General features: G+C 42.5%; 8 protein-coding genes. 1 reads left to right on the top strand and 7 read right to left on the bottom strand.

Annotated elements, in window-relative coordinates; translation table 11 throughout:
- The coding region (locus JWQ54_RS07695) for a DUF5703 domain-containing protein (protein ID WP_299582582.1) at positions 1–2,199 on the top strand (2,199 nt) is incomplete at its 5' end.
- A 40-nt stretch (positions 2,200–2,239) separates the two neighbouring features.
- On the opposite strand, the gene JWQ54_RS07690 is transcribed toward JWQ54_RS07695, so the two are convergent.
- The 7 genes from JWQ54_RS07690 to JWQ54_RS07660 are packed head-to-tail and all read right to left on the bottom strand — an operon-like array spanning position 2,240 to position 16,669.
- A complete protein-coding gene (locus tag JWQ54_RS07690) occupies positions 2,240–4,279 on the bottom strand; it encodes a glycoside hydrolase family 127 protein (RefSeq protein WP_299582579.1) in 2,040 nt (679 codons plus the stop codon).
- Positions 4,280–4,296: 17 nt separating this feature from the next.
- Positions 4,297–7,761, bottom strand: a complete 3,465-nt coding sequence (locus JWQ54_RS07685) for a glycosyl hydrolase (protein WP_299582576.1) — start codon at positions 7,759–7,761, stop codon at positions 4,297–4,299.
- 4 nt (positions 7,762–7,765) lie between these two features.
- Positions 7,766–11,062, bottom strand: a complete 3,297-nt coding sequence (locus JWQ54_RS07680; RefSeq protein ID WP_299582573.1) for a glycoside hydrolase family 2 TIM barrel-domain containing protein — start codon at positions 11,060–11,062, stop codon at positions 7,766–7,768.
- Position 11,063: 1 nt separating this feature from the next.
- Entirely contained in the window at positions 11,064–13,256 is a 2,193-nt protein-coding gene (locus tag JWQ54_RS07675) for an alpha-rhamnosidase (RefSeq protein WP_299582570.1), read from the bottom strand.
- A 2-nt stretch (positions 13,257–13,258) separates the two neighbouring features.
- Positions 13,259–14,848 carry a sodium/solute symporter gene (locus tag JWQ54_RS07670; RefSeq protein WP_299582567.1) on the bottom strand — a complete coding sequence of 530 codons (1,590 nt, stop codon included), beginning with the start codon at positions 14,846–14,848 and terminating at the stop codon, positions 13,259–13,261.
- Positions 14,848–15,933 (bottom strand): Gfo/Idh/MocA family oxidoreductase, encoded by a 1,086-nt coding sequence (locus tag JWQ54_RS07665; RefSeq protein ID WP_299582564.1) that lies wholly within the window; start codon positions 15,931–15,933, stop codon positions 14,848–14,850. Before JWQ54_RS07665 ends, JWQ54_RS07670 begins: the two co-directional genes overlap by 1 nt.
- Positions 15,934–15,946: 13 nt before the next feature.
- Positions 15,947–16,669, bottom strand: coding sequence for an L-rhamnose mutarotase (locus tag JWQ54_RS07660; RefSeq protein ID WP_299582561.1), 723 nt, complete (start codon positions 16,667–16,669; stop codon positions 15,947–15,949).
- Position 16,670: the final 1 nt, after the last annotated feature.

The raw sequence follows: 16,670 nt of genomic DNA, 5'->3' as shown, positions 1-16,670 counted from the left end.
GGTGAGTCAATGCCCTGCGGTGGTGGTGATATTGGTTTAAATGTTTGGGTAGAAAACGGTGAGCTTTATTTTTATATTGCTAAAAGCGGCACATTTGACGAAAATAATACCTTCCTTAAATTAGGGCGGGTAAAGATTAAGCTCTCTCCTAACCCATTTGATAACGGTAGTTTCAGTCAGCGATTAATCCTACAGGACGGCTCTGTAATTATAAATGGCACCAGCGGTAAGCTGCACACGCAGATAAAACTATGGGTTGATGTTTTCTATCCGGTAATTCATATGGAAATGCATAGTAACCTGCCGGTAAAAACCGAGGCCGGTTATGAAAGCTGGCGATATCGCGACCGTTCGGCTAATGGAAACGAGAATAACCAGGATTCCTATAAATGGTCTAAAGATGGGGTAGTTAAAACACTAAAAGATAATATTGTATTCAAAAACAAAGCTGTTTTATTTTATCATCAAAATTCAGATACTTCTGTTTTTGACGTTACAGTTAGAGAAGAAGGACTGGAATCTGTAAAAAAACAATTATTTAACCCGCTTCATCATTTAACATTTGGCGGCATTATGTTGGGCGAAGGGATGGAACCCGCAGGCACCTACCAGGGAAAATACCTCAATACTGATTTTGAAGGCTGGAAACTGCAAAGCATCCACGCAAAAAAATCGCAAAAACTGGATATCTATTTAAATACGGGCTATGTAAATTCTGCCAGTGAGTGGGAACAAGACTTAAATAACAGCATAAAAAAAGCCACGCTTCATCAGCAAACAGCTTTGGCGAATACGGAAGCCTGGTGGAAACAATATTGGGAACGCAGTTTTATATCCATTAATCCGGATCAGGCTAATGCCAACAGTCCTGAATGGCAGGTAGGGCGCAATTACCAGTTATTCCGGTATATGCTGGGATGTAATGCGTTTGGCAATTATCCTACTAAATTTAATGGCGGCCTGTTTACTTATGATCCGGTTTTAACCGATACTTCTTATAAATACACACCAGATTTCAGGAACTGGGGTGGCGGTTTAATGACCGCGCAAAATCAACGGCTGGTATATTGGCCTATGCTTAAAAGCGGCGACTTTGACCTGATGAAGCCCCAGTTTGATTTTTACCTGCGCTCCCTTTGCAATGCTGAACTACGCACTAAAATTTATTGGGGCCATGATGGCGCAAGTTTTACTGAGCAGATAGAAAATTTTGGCTTACCTAACCGTGCTGAATATGGTTTAAACCGGCCCCCTAACTATGATAAAGGTATGCAATACAATACCTGGCTTGAATATTTGTGGGATACCGTATTGGAATTTTGCCAGATGATGCTGGAAAATGAACGTTATACAGGTAAAGATATTTCAGCTTACATACCATTCGTAGAAAGCTGCCTAACCTTTTTTAATGAGCATTACCAATACCTGGCCCATAACAGGGGGATTAAACCTTTTGATGATAACGGTCACTTAATTCTCTACCCCGGTTCGGCGGGAGAAAGCTTTAAAATGGCTTATAATTCCACTTCAACTATTGCGGCATTGCAAACAGTAATTACCCGGTTATTGGCATTGCCTCCATCCTATTTAACAGCCGAAAAACGTAAGTATTTTGAAACGATGCTTAAACGCCTGCCTCCTATCAGCTTTAGGGAATTTAACGGGCATAAAACTATAGCCCCTGCACAGTCATGGGAACGCGTAAGCAATGTGGAAACAATGCAGCTTTATCCCGTTTTTCCCTGGGGAATATACGGCATAGGCAAACCCTCCCTGGATATAGCAGTAAATACCTGGAAGTACGATACATTGGCGCTAAAATTCAGAAGCGGCATTGGCTGGAAACAGGACAATATTTTTACCGCACGCATGGGCTTGACCAAAGAAGCCGCAGACCTTACCCTATTTAAACTGAAAGATTCGGGCCGCCGTTTCCCTGCCTTTTGGGGACCTGGTTTTGACTGGACACCCGATCATAATTGGGGTGGTTCCGGAATGATTGGTTTACAGGAAATGTTGATGCAGGTTGATGATAAAAAAATCTATCTTTTCCCGGCATGGCCCAAAAACTGGAATGTACATTTTAAGTTACATGCGCCTTATAATACTACTGTAGAGGCAAGGGTTAAAAACGGAAAAGTTGAATCGTTAATCGTCTTACCAAAAGAAAGAGAAAAAGATGTGGTCAATATGTTTTAAATGTATCTAAAGAAATTACGCTCTTTTTCGCGTTCCTGCGTTATCTGCTAAATGGTATCCACGTTTCCATCTCACCTTTACCCCGGTTATCCCAGGCAAAGTAAGGTATCAATTGTATATTAACTGACCGGGGGGCTTTAGCGGATACTTCATGATAAAGCTTATCCTTCCAGTTGGTATCCTCCAAACTGGCTTTGCCTGTTAAGGCAACCAGATCGCTGTTATCGATCACTATTTTTTGCGGGGTTAAAATACCTTTTACAGATAGAGAAAGATTGAACAGTTTGGTGCCTTTAGGAACCCCTGCAGACTCCATACAATAAACTATGGGGCCACATTTTACGGCTACCTGGTTACGTGCTTCCTCTACCAATGGATTAGCTTCTACCATCTTTACCGGCATAGGCAGCCATAACTCAATCTTATCACTGATATGCCATTTGCGGTTGAGCTCCGCGTATTCGCCGGGAATTAAACAGATATGGACAGGTTTTCCATTTACAGTAACCTGTGCACCGGTTGTACACCATCCGGGTATCCGCAGAAGTACAGAGAAAGGTTTTGAAGGCGCTTCATTTATGCGAATGCTGATCTTGCCATTCCATGGATAGTCAGTTTGCTGTGATAATTTAATTTTTGAACCGTCCTTTAAATTGGTTGACAGGTTATTGCCGCCATATAAATTAACCCACACGCCCTTATCACCTATGCTATAAGCATAATCGCCCACTTCGGCTATGGTGCGGATAACATTTGGCGGGCAACAGTCTGAATAAGCAATGTAACTTACCCGGTCTTTCGACCAGCGCTGCTGAAAAGGCAGATCATCAGCAACACTAAGCGGATTGGCATAAAAAAAGTTCTTCCCGTTTAAGCTGATGCCGGATAACATTCCATTATATAAGGTTAGTTCCATAATATCCGCAAATTTGGCGTCGCCCGTTAGTTGCAGCATCCGCCAGTTCCATAGTACATTGCCCACACTCGCGCAGGTTTCATTATGAGCCGTTAAATTAGGCAATTGGTAATCGCGGCCGTAAGCCTGGTGTATTTCCTTCACATCTTTTAATAAATAGGATGTTCCGTCAGGCGAAGCGCCATCATATAATGCACCGCAGCCACCAGTTACATACATTTTCCGGTTAACCACATCATCCCAAACCAGGTTGAGGGTATGCATTAAGGTTGGGTCTCCCGTTTCGGCATAAACATCAGCTGCGCCTGCATACAAATAATTGGCCCTTACAGCGTGACCGACAGCCTGCGTTTGCTGACGGAAAGGTATACGGTCCTGGTTATCATCGGTACCATCCTTCATTAAACCTCTTATATCAATTAAGTTTTTTGCCAGCTCCAAATATTTAGGATCATGTGTTGTACGGTACATCTCTACCACGCCCATATAATGTGATGGGCAAATAGCATTGCGCGCCAGTTCGGGAGACGCGGTTTTATAAAAACGATATAAGTAATCAGTCGCCTTAATAGCAATGTTTAAAAAGCTTCTTTTACCCGTAGCCCGGTAATGTACACAAGCCGCGGTCATTAAATGTCCTAAATTATAAGTTTCAAAGTTCAGCCTGTCCCCGAAAGCTTTTGACGAGTTTGGATGATAACGTTCATCTATTAAAGTAGGTGTATGGATATAACCATCCGGCCGTTGTGCCTTAGCGAACAACGCGATGGTTTTATCCATCAATGCGTCGAGCTTCTGATCTCTGGTTACAGCATACATGGCTGCCACACCTTCAAACAGCTTATAAAAATCCCCATCCTGAAATGGCGGCCCAACATGTGTGCCCGTATCCAGCCCTGCTGCAATTTCAAAATTTTGAGTAGCATGGCCCATTGTCGGATCGGTATATATTTTCCACAGATTAGGAAGCATTGAATCCCGGCATACCTTAAACCTATCCGCCCAAAAACCTTTGGTCCAGATCACTTCATCCATATTCACACTGCTCAATTTAGCAAACGGGCTTGCAGCAGTATTTACCAAAGCCTTATTTTGAGCGTAAAGGCAGTTGCCGCCAAACAGCATCATAGTTAATATCACCGTTTTCCTGAACACATTTTTCATACTAACCAATTTTACAATTAATAACTCACCTCTATAATTTTTACGGGGCCTAATAAACCGGCAGGTAATAATGGTTTTTTATCCAGCCGGAAAGGTGCGTTAGTCCAGGTTATACGTTTGTCTTCAGGCAAAGCCTGGTCACCAATAATCCGGTTTGCCCAGGTATTGCTCACCTCTATCCTGAGCTCATTGTTACCTTTCTTTAAGGCTTTGCCAATATTTACACGATAAGGATATGTCCATGCAGTGCCGCAATGTACACCGTTAAGATATACATCAGCTAAATTGTCAACCTTGCCTAAATCTAGCCATACCTCGTTATCTTTATCCGGAGTTTTTTGCCAAGTAAATGTTTGGTTATAGCTTGCCGTACCTGAATAATATTTGATACCCTCATCCGCATTTTTACTCCAATCCTGTAAGCTTGTAAATGCTACCGGCTGCGGGCCTCCGTAAGCTCTGTCAAACTTAACAGTCCAGTCTTCTTTTAAAGTTTGTGTGGTTCTATTAACAGGCCAGTTGCTTCGTTTTTTTGATGCCGCTACCTTGGCTGGATGCCTTAAAATAACAAAAACCGACCCGCTGCCATCCAGTTTTACTGGCAGTACTGTTCGTCCGTTTTGTATCTTCCAGTCACCAGCCATTCTTATTTCACCGGTAAGCGCGTCCCATAGTTCAGGTATCCGGCCAGATGATCTTAATGACAGTGTTATGGTACGCTGCTGTGCATGTTGATTTGAAATAAAATAGCTGTCAAACCCCTTGCCTGTCCTGTGGTTCCAGGCAATATCCCTGGCATAATTTCCGATTGAATCAGTTACGATAACATCCTTTATGATACCTAATTTATTAAAATCAGCATAATGGTAAGGCCCGGTCAATAGTCTGCCCTTTTGAACCGATGCCGTAAAAAGTTCTGCTGCTGCCCGTTTTACCGTTTGGTCATCTGCTATCCCCGGCGCTTTTATTGGATGGCTGTTCATAATAATAGTAGCGCCATCCTTAACCAGCTGCCGTATTTTTTTTATGGCCTGCGGCGACATTAATGAGCTATCAGGCGACATGGGGTGTGATCCCGGTATAACCAATATCCCATAGCTTGCTCCGCCGGGCAATACTATTCGCCCACTTTTTACTGTAGCCAATCTTAATAAAGCATCAAGGTTAATAGAATCATAAGCATAACCATGTAACGCATCTACCCATTTGTCAGGATCAGCCATATTAGCTGAATTGGTAACCCCATCCGGGATAACCCGCATGGGATTGCCTTTATTTGCCAGCCTTATGGCTTCCTGTTTAACCCGTTCTTCGCCAAATATACCCGGCAGTGTGCTAACCAGTCTGTCAGGTAAAATAGCCCTGCGTGGTGTTTCCTCGCCGGTAAACACGGCAATATCCGTTACCGGATGGCCCATTTGTAATATAGCTTCGCAATGTTGAATATATTGTATCCATGCTTCTCCCGGCTTCCACCAGGTTTGATCGCGCTGAAAAAATGCACCTATACCATCCAGCGTCATGCCTGGCTTACGGTTAAGCCAGGGGTTCAATACATCTACATGAAACACATAGCGGTTAATGCCCGCCGCAAAATTACGGTCGGCAATACCCTTTAACATTGCAGGGTGCTCATCCCACATCAGGCGCAGTTCTGTAAAAGCTTCAGCCTGGATAATATTTTTCCCATAGATATGCCCCCCGGAAATAACGTCCAACATATCATTCGGCTTATCATGTGTGGGGCTCCGCAGCCAAAACTCGCCCATAGGAATATCTGCCTGGCTATAATGCAGCATGCCATCGCTGGTAAATACGGGAGCTACACTTTCCGCGCTAAAGCTGTAGCCTTCTGCATGTGCCAGCTTAGCCATAGTGCCATAAAAATTAGCAACAACCAGTTCGGCAATAGTTTGGCGGACATCGCTTAATACTTTTTCAGCAACATCCGCGCTTTGAACAGGTACGCCTGCCATAACCGGTAAATATGGTAATAAGTCATATCCCCGGCGCTTTTTAAATTCAGCGGCAAATACCGGCGACCAGTTTTGACTGCCGCATTCCCAACTGTCTATGTGAAAAATTTTAAGCACACGCTTGGCTACATCTGGCCCAACCTGCTTTACTACCTCCCCAAACCAATGGTCAAACTGTACTTTGGCTGCTTCAGTACTAAATTTATCACACTCCAAACCGCTGCCGACCCCGCCTGTGGCATTGGTACGGCCGGTTGAGGTATGCCCGATACGCAAAATGGTCCAGTTACCCACCGGCACGTTCCAATTTACACGGCCATTGGCATCAAGTTCATTGGTTATATCAATGATTTTATCTTTCGGTATACATAAATTATCCGGCACTTGCTGTTTAGTTGTCCGCTTGCTTATCCGCCAAACCTTCCCTGTTTTACCTTCAAATTGATGAATTTCAGATTCGGATGAAAGCACTATACCTGAAAATTTCAACGTCGGTTTCCATTTCGCAAAATCAATATCTTCAGCACCCGGCTCCGTACCTGCTTTATCATAAGTAAGGCGGAAATATCTTGCTGTAACTGGTATAATATCATTGGTAATATCCGCGTCGCCATCTTGCCATCCGCTTCGGGGCGGTTCAAGTTGGGTTAAGTTCTTAAAGTTTTTACCATCATTGCTGTACTCCACACCCATTCTTTCCGACTGAAAGTTACTAGCATTGGCATGGATCACTAATGACCTGCAGGTAAAAGGCGCATCAAAGGCTAATTGTATCCAGCAGGGTTCATTACTCGTAAAGCTCTTTTTATTATCCGGTTCAACTAAAAACTGTACATCAGCACCGGTACTGGCTGTAACTTTAGGTATCATAGTTTTGGTGGTTATCCCACTACCTTCTGGCGAAGGGTAGGCCAACACTTTAATATCTTTATAATAGCCTTTATAGCTTTGTGGTTGAGGCAGTGTATCATTATATAATTTTCCGCCTGTGGTTAAAGTTTTTGTCCATACCACCTTTTGCATAGAAAGTTCCGGCGTAATCCATGGCCCTCCCGCTACCGCAAAACCATCACAATCATGCATGGCTACCTTAACACCATATTTATCAGCTTCGCTCATGGCAAAGCGTATCATATCCCACCAGGGCTTGGTTAATTGCTGAACAGGCGGGTTTATATAAGATGGCGTAGCAGGGCCCTTAATTGTCATTAAATAAACGCCGCCAATGCCTTCTTTTTGCAAGGCCTTTAAATCCGCCGTTATTCCTTCACGGGTTATACTGGCCTGCATCCAGTACCAAAACACCCATGGCTTTGCAGCCTGCGGCGGATGCAAAAATGTCTGTTCAAGCTCGTCCTTAACCATTACCCTCCCCCCAACTTGTGCAGATACCGATAAAGTTAACCAACCGGGCATGCATAAGTACAGGAGTATTATTTGAATAAACTTTTTCATATCAGCAATTGATTTCATACCTCGTAATGGCGCATTTATATCGGTGATCATTTTTTTAGTTAAACTTTATCGATTTAGCTAACGTTATCGCTTTGTCCATATTAGTTTTACAAGGCAGCAGGTAAAAACTGTACTGATAAGATTTGGCAGGTACCTGGTATTTTTCCAAAGGCGCCCCCACATCCGACCAACTATCATTTCCGCCTACACCCATCTGTATCAAATCAATATTTAAGGTTATAAATCCGGCGTCTTTCAGTTTATTGGTATGCTTTGCCGTTTCTATGTTTTTCTGCGTATAGGGCCAGGCACTCATGCTTAATAAGCTGTCGGCTACCACCAGTAAGCCATTTGAATTTTTGTCGGCCAGCCACATCCATCTCACATCAGTTCGGTTACCGGTTTCCTGCGGCACTACGTATGGTTCATTAAACTGGCTGATCGGTTGTGTATAAATTCCTGCTTCAGCACCTGTACGCCGGTCTATATAATTTTCGTATGGCCCTCTTCCATACCAACTTACCTGATTATAAGCTTGTTTGATCCCCGCCTGCATACCAACTTTAGGTATATTAGGCAATCCGGATTTTGTGGTTAGTGCATAATTAACTTTCAATACGCCATTGCCGTTAAGCCGGTAAGTTACTTTTACCCGGGCGCTATCCTGAATTAAAGTATAATTGCTTATCACCTCAATTAACCCATTAGCCAGCTTTGCAGCGTTTATACTTGTTAACTTTGGTTCATCCCGGTACCATGGCTTTAGCTTTTTATTCGCTTTCCAGCCACGGCGGTCATTATCAGTTAGCAGACGCGTAAAATGAGGTAACAAGGGTGCATCTATTTGCTCCTGGTTATCATGAATGTAGGATATTAACGCCCCGTTATTTTTTGAGATGGTTACCTTAAAATCTTTACCACTCACCGTATAGGCATCAGCATTGTTTTGTAATGTTAAAACAGGATATTTCTTTACCTTGTTTTTCACGACAGGAATCCCTGTAAACGCAAATTGATCTGAGGCTATCTCATATCCTTTTGACACCCATGGTTCATCTTCCCGTAAGGTGAAATGTATATCTGCCAGGTATTCGCGGCCCGGTTTAATGACAGGTAAATAAGCGGCTATGGATAATAAAGTATCATGGCCGCCAGGTAAATTAATGGTTGGCAATGATTTAACTGTTATGATCTTCCCGTCTTCCCTAACCTGCAGATTCACATTATAATACCCCAATGGTCTTACTGAACTCCAATTTTTTATGTTGATAATAGCTTTGACAGTATCTGCGAGCTTACATTCAATGCGCTGCTGTACATGTTTCAGTTCGTAAATGGCCGGTTTTGGACGGCCGTTAGGGGCCACGATGCCTTTAATGGTAAAATCATCGTAATACTTTTCGCCGTAATCACCTCCATAAGCATAAAACGGGACTCCGTTTTGATCCTTCTTCAGCAATCCCTGATCCTTAAATTCCCATATCGCGCCGCCTATAATCCGTTTCGTTGTGCGCCATTGCTCCCAAAACTCCTTCAGATTGCCGTTGGAGTTTCCCATAGCATGTGAATATTCCACAAAAAATATAGGTCGATGATCGCCGTTTGGTTGATTAGCCAATAGCGGCGCTGTAAATAAACCGGGGTACATACGGCTGATGATATCTACATAAGGCTGATCAACCGGGTTTTGCAAACGATGAGAATGATCATTGGTTTTCGGGTATTTCGGATCATCCGACTCAATATAACCTTCTGCTTGGGGTGTGCCCTGCGCCGGTTCATAATGTACGGGGCGGGTAATATCAAAATCATGCACCCATCCAGCCATAGCGGCATGGTTTGGCCCGCGCCCCGCTTCATTACCTAAGCTCCATATAATAACGCTGGGGTGATTTTTATCACGCATCACCATACGGGTAACCCTGTCTAAATAAGCGCCTGTCCAAATAGGGTCGTTGCTTAATTTTGAGCCAAGCCCATGCGTTTCTAAATTAGCTTCATCAATTACCAGGATACCGTACTGGTCGCAAAGATCGTACAGGTAGGGATCCATTGGGTAATGGCTGGTACGAATACAATTAAAATTAAACCTTTTAATTGTTTGCACATCCCTTAAAATATCCTCGCGCGATAATGCCTTGCCTTTAACCGGGTCATGGTCTGGCCGGTTAACACCGTATAAATAGGTTACTTTACCGTTTATTAATAGCTTACTGTCTGTTTTAGAAAACTCAATACTCCTGAAACCAACTTTACAGCTTTTTACCTCCATTATATGGCCTGTGCTGTCTTCCAATGAAAGCGTAAGCGTATAAAGGTTTGGAACTTCATCGCTCCATTTATCCGGATTCTTTACTTCCGCCTGCATTAAACCGAATTTTACATTGTCTAACCGCGGATAGATCTCATTGATAATGCTCTCCACGCTTTTATCCAAAGGCTTTGCCAATACAGGCTGGTTATGCTTATCATATAATTGCGCCTTCAACCTGTAGCCTGATATGGGTTTACCGGTCAGATTTTCTATCCTTGGGCGAATGCTTAAAAGCGCGTCCTGATAATCTTTGTCTAATTTGGTTTGATATTGAAAATCAGCAATACGTATCTTAGGCTCTGCTAGCAACATTACTTCACGGTGAATACCGCTCAAACGCCATTGATCCTGGTCTTCCAAAAAATAGCCGTCTGTCCACCGTACTACCTGCACCGAAACTGAGTTTTCGCCAGCCTGCAAATACGGCGTTATATTAAATTCTGATGGCAAAAAACTATCTTCGCCATAACCTAAAAATTTGCCGTTCAGCCAAACTTTAAAACCGGAACTTACCCCTCCAAAGTGTAGTGTAATGTTCATATCTTCCCAGTTTGCGGGAATAGAAAAAGTACGCTGGTAATTGCCCACTCCGTTATCTTCAACCGGCATGTGCGGCGGATTAACCGGCCTGAACGGATATACCGCGCTTTTATAAATGGGCTTACCATACCCCTGCATTTCAATACTGGAAGGAACACTGATCTTTTTCCAACCATGCACCCTGCTTTGATAAAAACTTTTAGGCGTGTCGACAGGTATAGGCGCATAAAAGAAATCCCAATAACCGTTTAAGGAAAGCATGCGGCCTGATTTTTCCCTGTCTCCTGCTATTGCTTCCTTAATATTACTGAAAGAATAAGCGGTTGCATGCGCCGGCTGCCGGTTTATACCGTCCACCGATTGGTCTTCCCAGGGATCAGGATGATAAATGATTGGGGCCACAGGCACGGGGGCAGGCGTTTTATCTACCAGTTGAGCATGAACCAGCATAGGTAAAATTCCCAATAACAGTAAAGTGAATTTTATTTGCTTTAACATCCTATATTGCATTATAGTCAATCACAAATGTTTCTCCTTTTTGCATTTGTATCTCGTAAACATTTTTTCCCTTTGCCATAACCATTGTTTGTTTACATACCGGCGCAGTTTTACTTTTAAAGCGCAGTATGCCATTGCCTTCATCAGCGCTTATCCTGATCTGTTTAGTGCTGCAATATAATTTTATAGCACCATTGGGTGTAGGTATCGCCCCTTCCATCCATTGTAAGCCGCCAAGGTTAGGTTCTACTATATACGCTTGATATCCGGGCGATAAAGGTTTTACCCCTAAATAGTATTTCCCTAGTAAATATATCGGGCTTGCTCCCCAGGCATGGCATAGGCTTTTGCCAAACGGCCGCCCATACATGGCATAAATATCAGCGCCGGTCTTAGTTGGATCGTATTCTTCCCAAAATGAAGTTGCGCCCAGTTTAAACATACCGCCCCAGTAATTTTTCATTTCCTTTAACACATACGGTTGTTCGCCCATAGCACATAAAGCCTCTAACTCATAAAACCGCATGTATGGGGTAGTGATCTTTTGTATCTTGTCATTCAGCAGTACATGTTGTTTTACTTCCTGTTTTTGCTGCTCCGTAAAGTAATTGAAGAAGATACCGAACATATTAGCGTACCGGGTAACATTAGCGGTTTGCACGCCATTTACCCGGCTATGTACCAGCGCGTGTTGTTGGCTGTTCCAGTAATACTTAAATATCTTTGTTTTTAAATCAGCAGCTAATGCATTGTATTTCACAGCTCCCATCGGATCATTATTTAATTCGGCGCATAGCGACATGGTTTCCAGGCTTCGGCAAAACAGCATTTGTTCAAAGCTTACCTCGCCTTTTTTACTTAAGCCATCGGCCCAATCAATAAATACCCAATCGCCGGGTAAGCCTACCATCATGCCATCCTTATTGCGCCGCCCTAAACAATAATCCATCAGGCTTTGCATACGCGGATAAAACTGTTTAATAAATGTTTTATCACCAGTATATTGATAGTAATCATAAATACCTAAAAACCAATAGAAGGTATAATCCATAATGGTATTGATATGGCTGGTTACCGGGTCCTTGCCACGCAAGGCCAGCATGGTACGGCTAACGGTGGGCGAATCAAAAAAAGAATAATAGTTCATCAGGTAACTCTGGTAAGCATCACCAGACCATATCCACCTGTCACGCTTAATACCGTCTATAAAAAACTCGCGCGTAGCCAAATGGAGCGTATATTTAGCCACATCGTAAATCTTGTTCACTTCCTCGTCTGAACAATGAAAACCGCCACGTTCATTAAGCGGCGCATACTCATACAGCATAGAAACGGAATCCACGCTAATACTCCCATCAAACTGCACATTTATATAACGGAACGCTTTGGACAGTTCCATTACCGAGTCCTTTTTATGTGGCTCGCTGACAGTTAACTCATCCAGCGTTTCGCAGTGATCGGTTGATAACGCTTCTTCCTTCGATTCACCATAATAAATATGCAGTTTGCCCCTGCCCTTTAAACCATGCAGTTTTACAAAGCCAAAGGTTTCTTTTCCAAAATCCAGGAAAAATGAATGAGGTGCTTTATCACTTTTAACGGCATATTGGGGTTCTGTTGGCAGTTTGAACTGTGATGGCGGGGAGAGAATATTATTAAAATTCCAGGAACCTGCATTTAAATAAGTTGTCCCTGATTTATCCGACACCGTACCTGTAGCGTCTATCCATTCCTTATCTTCAAAAGTTACCAACCATGTATCATCGGATACAATGGTTTTCCCCTGTACAAATATGGAAGGCACGTGGTTCTGACAATAGACCTTTAAACTCAGTTTATGATGACCCGCGGGAACTGTGATGCTTTTGGGATAGCCTGGAAACGCTTGCCCGTCAACCTTAACATTATATATACCTTCCACGTTCAGTTTTACTTCTTCGGCAGCAGGGACATTAAAATCTTTATGAAATTCGATCAAAACATAATGACTGTCCATTTTCCATAATACAGGCAAAAAGGAATCACGATCTGTACGCCGGTTTTGCATTTTGTTGCCCAGCCAAATTTCATAATCACCCGGATACCATATCCAGGTAGCTTTTTGTGCAAACGCCAGATCAGTAAAAAGCACCATTATCAAAAGCGTAGCGAATGCTATATGATTTTTCAAATTTTTAGCTTTAATAACTTTCATAATTAATGTCCGTCAAATATCAAATACAGGCAAATCATAACAACCACTAACAGGACCCAGGCAATTTTTACCCGTTTGGTTGGCTTCAAAATATTGCGCATAAACTCTTTGTCTGGCTGATATATAACCGGCGATTGATCTGCAAGAGAAATGATAATGGCTACTATCATCAAAAAGGAAAAAATGTAAAACGATAACAGTAAATAATGCGGCCAAAAGGTATACTTATCTGCAGTAAATACCCATAAGTAAAGTACGCCAACACCCAAACTAAATGCCGAGCCAACCGATAAAATAACATTAACCGCGGTGCGGGTAGTACGTTTCCAGAATACAGTTAGCAAAAAAACAACCGACAATGGCGGGGCGATAAACCCTAAAACAGATTGGAATACATCAAATAGATTTAACCCCCTGATATTATCAATAGCTAAAGCGATGATGATAGCCAGCATACAACCCACCACTACCGCCATACGCCCCACTTTAATGATCTGTTTGTTATCAGCAGACGGATTGATATTTTTCACATAAACATCCATAGTAAAAACCGTGCTTAACGAGTTAAGCGATGAGCCAATAGTGCCCACTAAAACCGCTATGAGCACAACTATAACCAAACCGTTTAACCCGGCCGGAAAAAGATGCGTTACCATTGTCATATAAGCTTCAGCCGGGTCTTTTAAGTTAGGGAACAGGATGTAACATAATATACCCGTAAGGATAAATAAGGGCAGCGACAATATTTTAAGCCAGCCTATAAAGTTTACGCCTAACTGTCCCTGTTCCAGATTTTTAGCGCCTAATACTGATTGTACCATTGCCTGATCGGTACAAAAGAAAGCTACTGCCGCCACCGGGTAACCTAAAAGAATAGCATACCATGGATATTTTGTGTCACTTCCCGGATGAATAAGGTTCCAGTAATTGGCGGGCACATGATGATACACCGCTGATAACCCGCCTGCTTTTATAACTCCTGTAATAGTAAGCAGTAAGGATACCGCTATCAATAAGATCATTTGAAAAATATTCACCCTAGCGATTGCTTTTAACCCGCCTGCAAAAGCAAATAACCCGGCGAATGATACTAATGCAATTACTGATTCCCACATGGGGATGCCTAATATTTGCCGCACCAAATACCCTCCTGCAAATAAACCCAGGGATAACCAGGAGATCAGTATTTTGATAAGGGCATACCAGGCCAATATATTTTGGGTACTGTCGCCATACCTGTTACCCATAAACTCGGGCATGGTACTTACTTTGGCTGCCAAATATTTAGGTGCGAACACTATAGCCAGCAACAGTAAAAATATAAAGGCATACCAGTCAAAATTCACCGCCACAATACCAGTGGTATAGCCAATACTGGCGTAGGCAAGCAGCATTGACGGCCCCACATTAGTACCCCACATATTAAAACCAATACTTGCCCAGCCTAATGATTTATTAGCGAGAAACAGGGTATCGTTTTTATTCTTCTTGTCTATAAAACTGGCCCTGTAGCCAATAATGACCAAAATAATGATGTATGCAATTACAATCGCATAATCAAGTGAGGTTAAATTGGTAGCCAGGTGTCCCATTATGCGTTTAATTTATCAGCTGATAACCCGTATTCGGCCAATATATCAGCAACTTTTACAGGCATCCCGGTTTGTAATGATTTGTCCATAGCTTGTAACAGGGCTACGGTACCAATGCCCTCTTTAATATCCGGATAGGCGGTTTCGCCGCTCTCTATACAGTCTGCAAAATATTCCAGGTAATTTTGATATTCGCCCGCATGATGACTTTGCCCTTCAAACCGGAAATAATGCTTCATTACCGCATCACCCCAGTAAATTATTTTTTCCTCACCAGTTTTATCGGTAACAGCATATCGTAGTTCATGGTAATCCGCTTGTGATGCTCCTTCAGTTCCTCTTAAAATGCAGCTCATGCCGCTATCTCGTTGCGCGGGCTGGGTTGGCCCGGTATAAGCACCGCTCACCCTTGCAATACGGCCGTCAGCAGCTCTAAAAATAAAGTGCATAGTGTCTTCATTTTTTAAGCCCAACTTTTTGCCGTTACTGCTATTGATTCCATATCCCATAACCTCTTCAATATTGGGTAAATACCAACGAATAAAATCTACCGGGTGGCTTAATCCGCCGTATAACCATTTGAAAGAGGATTCCAATGCCCATGGTTTTTCCAGGAACCATCGGTGATCGGCATGATATTGACCCTCTATGGTTATCAACTCGCCGATAAGGCCTGCTTCATAGTCTTTTCGCTGCCTCTTTGCTGGTTCAAAGAACCGTGAACTTTGGCCTACGAAAACCTTTTTACCGGTACTTTCTACCAGTTCCAGCAGTTCCTGCGCTTTTGAAAGATCATCAATAAAGGGTTTGGTACAAACTACATGCTTACCATGCAGCAGGGCTTGCTTTACATGCTCGGCATGTAAATGATCGGGGGTGTAAATGGCTACCACATCAATTTCAGGATCATTCAGCATATCCTGATAATTGGTAGTATGGCTGTGAAAGTTAAATTCCGCTGCACGGGATTTACACATTTCAAGATTGCTATCACACACCATTTTCAATTCGTATTTCGGGCTTTGCAATGCTGCTGACATGGTGCTTCTGCCCTCTCCTAATCCTAATATGCCTAATTTTAACATGTGCTGTTATCTATTATATTAATGGCTTTAAAAAAACCCATACTTCACGCGCTTTGGTACCCGGAATGCCCTCCTGGTATTTTTTCATCAGGTCATTCCATTGTACCGTTTTAGGGTTGTTCTTTGTAGTTTTGGAGTTCAATTTATCCAGACTTTCACCCTTTGGTATACTTATAACCAGCATTAGCTGCCTGCCATTTTTAAAAACTAACAGCTGCTGAAAACCGGCATTACAAAAGCCTTGCGAAACCTCCGGCCATTTTTCAAACTGGGTAGCGTGGTAGTGCAGATACTCCTTTTGGAGTTTTGTATTTTTAACCAAATCAGCAGTAAGTAAAACATTATCCCATTCTTTAGCCAGCTTTTCTTTACCGCAACGTTCCTTACGATTAAAATTATAGAATGGATGATCGTAAACCTTAATCATACATCCCGGATATTGATCGGCGATCTGTTTTTTCAGCGCATCCGGCTTATCTAAAAAACCATAAATCGCTAAATGATTATTCCATTGGTAAATAGCTGTTAATGGGATATGATTTTTCTTGCAGATTACAATTATCAGATGATCGTCTGACTTAATTCCAACCCGCTCAATTATCTCTAATACTATTGGCGTGCGGCTATTTTTAAAATCATCGGCATAACCCCCAAAAAAATTCAATAAAACAAACAGGAATACGCAAAGTATGCCGTTTGCCCTTGTAATTTTATTAACTGATTTTGGTTTACGCATA

This window comes from Mucilaginibacter sp. (assembly GCF_028288225.1).
In the GTDB taxonomy this organism is placed as follows: Bacteria; Bacteroidota; Bacteroidia; order Sphingobacteriales; family Sphingobacteriaceae; genus Mucilaginibacter.
The sequence above is the reverse complement of the archived record's forward strand: the minus strand, read 5'-3'. Positions and strand labels throughout refer to the sequence as shown.

Bases quoted from the DNA above. Each gene is read 5' to 3' on its own strand.
- JWQ54_RS07660 (WP_299582561.1), bottom strand. From the start codon at position 16,669: ATGCGTAAACCAAAATCAGTTAATAAAATTACAAGGGCAAACGGCATA.
- JWQ54_RS07690 (WP_299582579.1), bottom strand. From the start codon at position 4,279: ATGAAAAATGTGTTCAGGAAAACGGTGATATTAACTATGATGCTGTTT.
- JWQ54_RS07665 (WP_299582564.1), bottom strand. From the start codon at position 15,933: ATGTTAAAATTAGGCATATTAGGATTAGGAGAGGGCAGAAGCACCATG.
- JWQ54_RS07680 (WP_299582573.1), bottom strand. From the start codon at position 11,062: ATGTTAAAGCAAATAAAATTCACTTTACTGTTATTGGGAATTTTACCT.
- JWQ54_RS07670 (WP_299582567.1), bottom strand. From the start codon at position 14,848: ATGGGACACCTGGCTACCAATTTAACCTCACTTGATTATGCGATTGTA.
- JWQ54_RS07685 (WP_299582576.1), bottom strand. From the start codon at position 7,761: ATGATCACCGATATAAATGCGCCATTACGAGGTATGAAATCAATTGCT.
- JWQ54_RS07675 (WP_299582570.1), bottom strand. From the start codon at position 13,256: ATGAAAGTTATTAAAGCTAAAAATTTGAAAAATCATATAGCATTCGCT.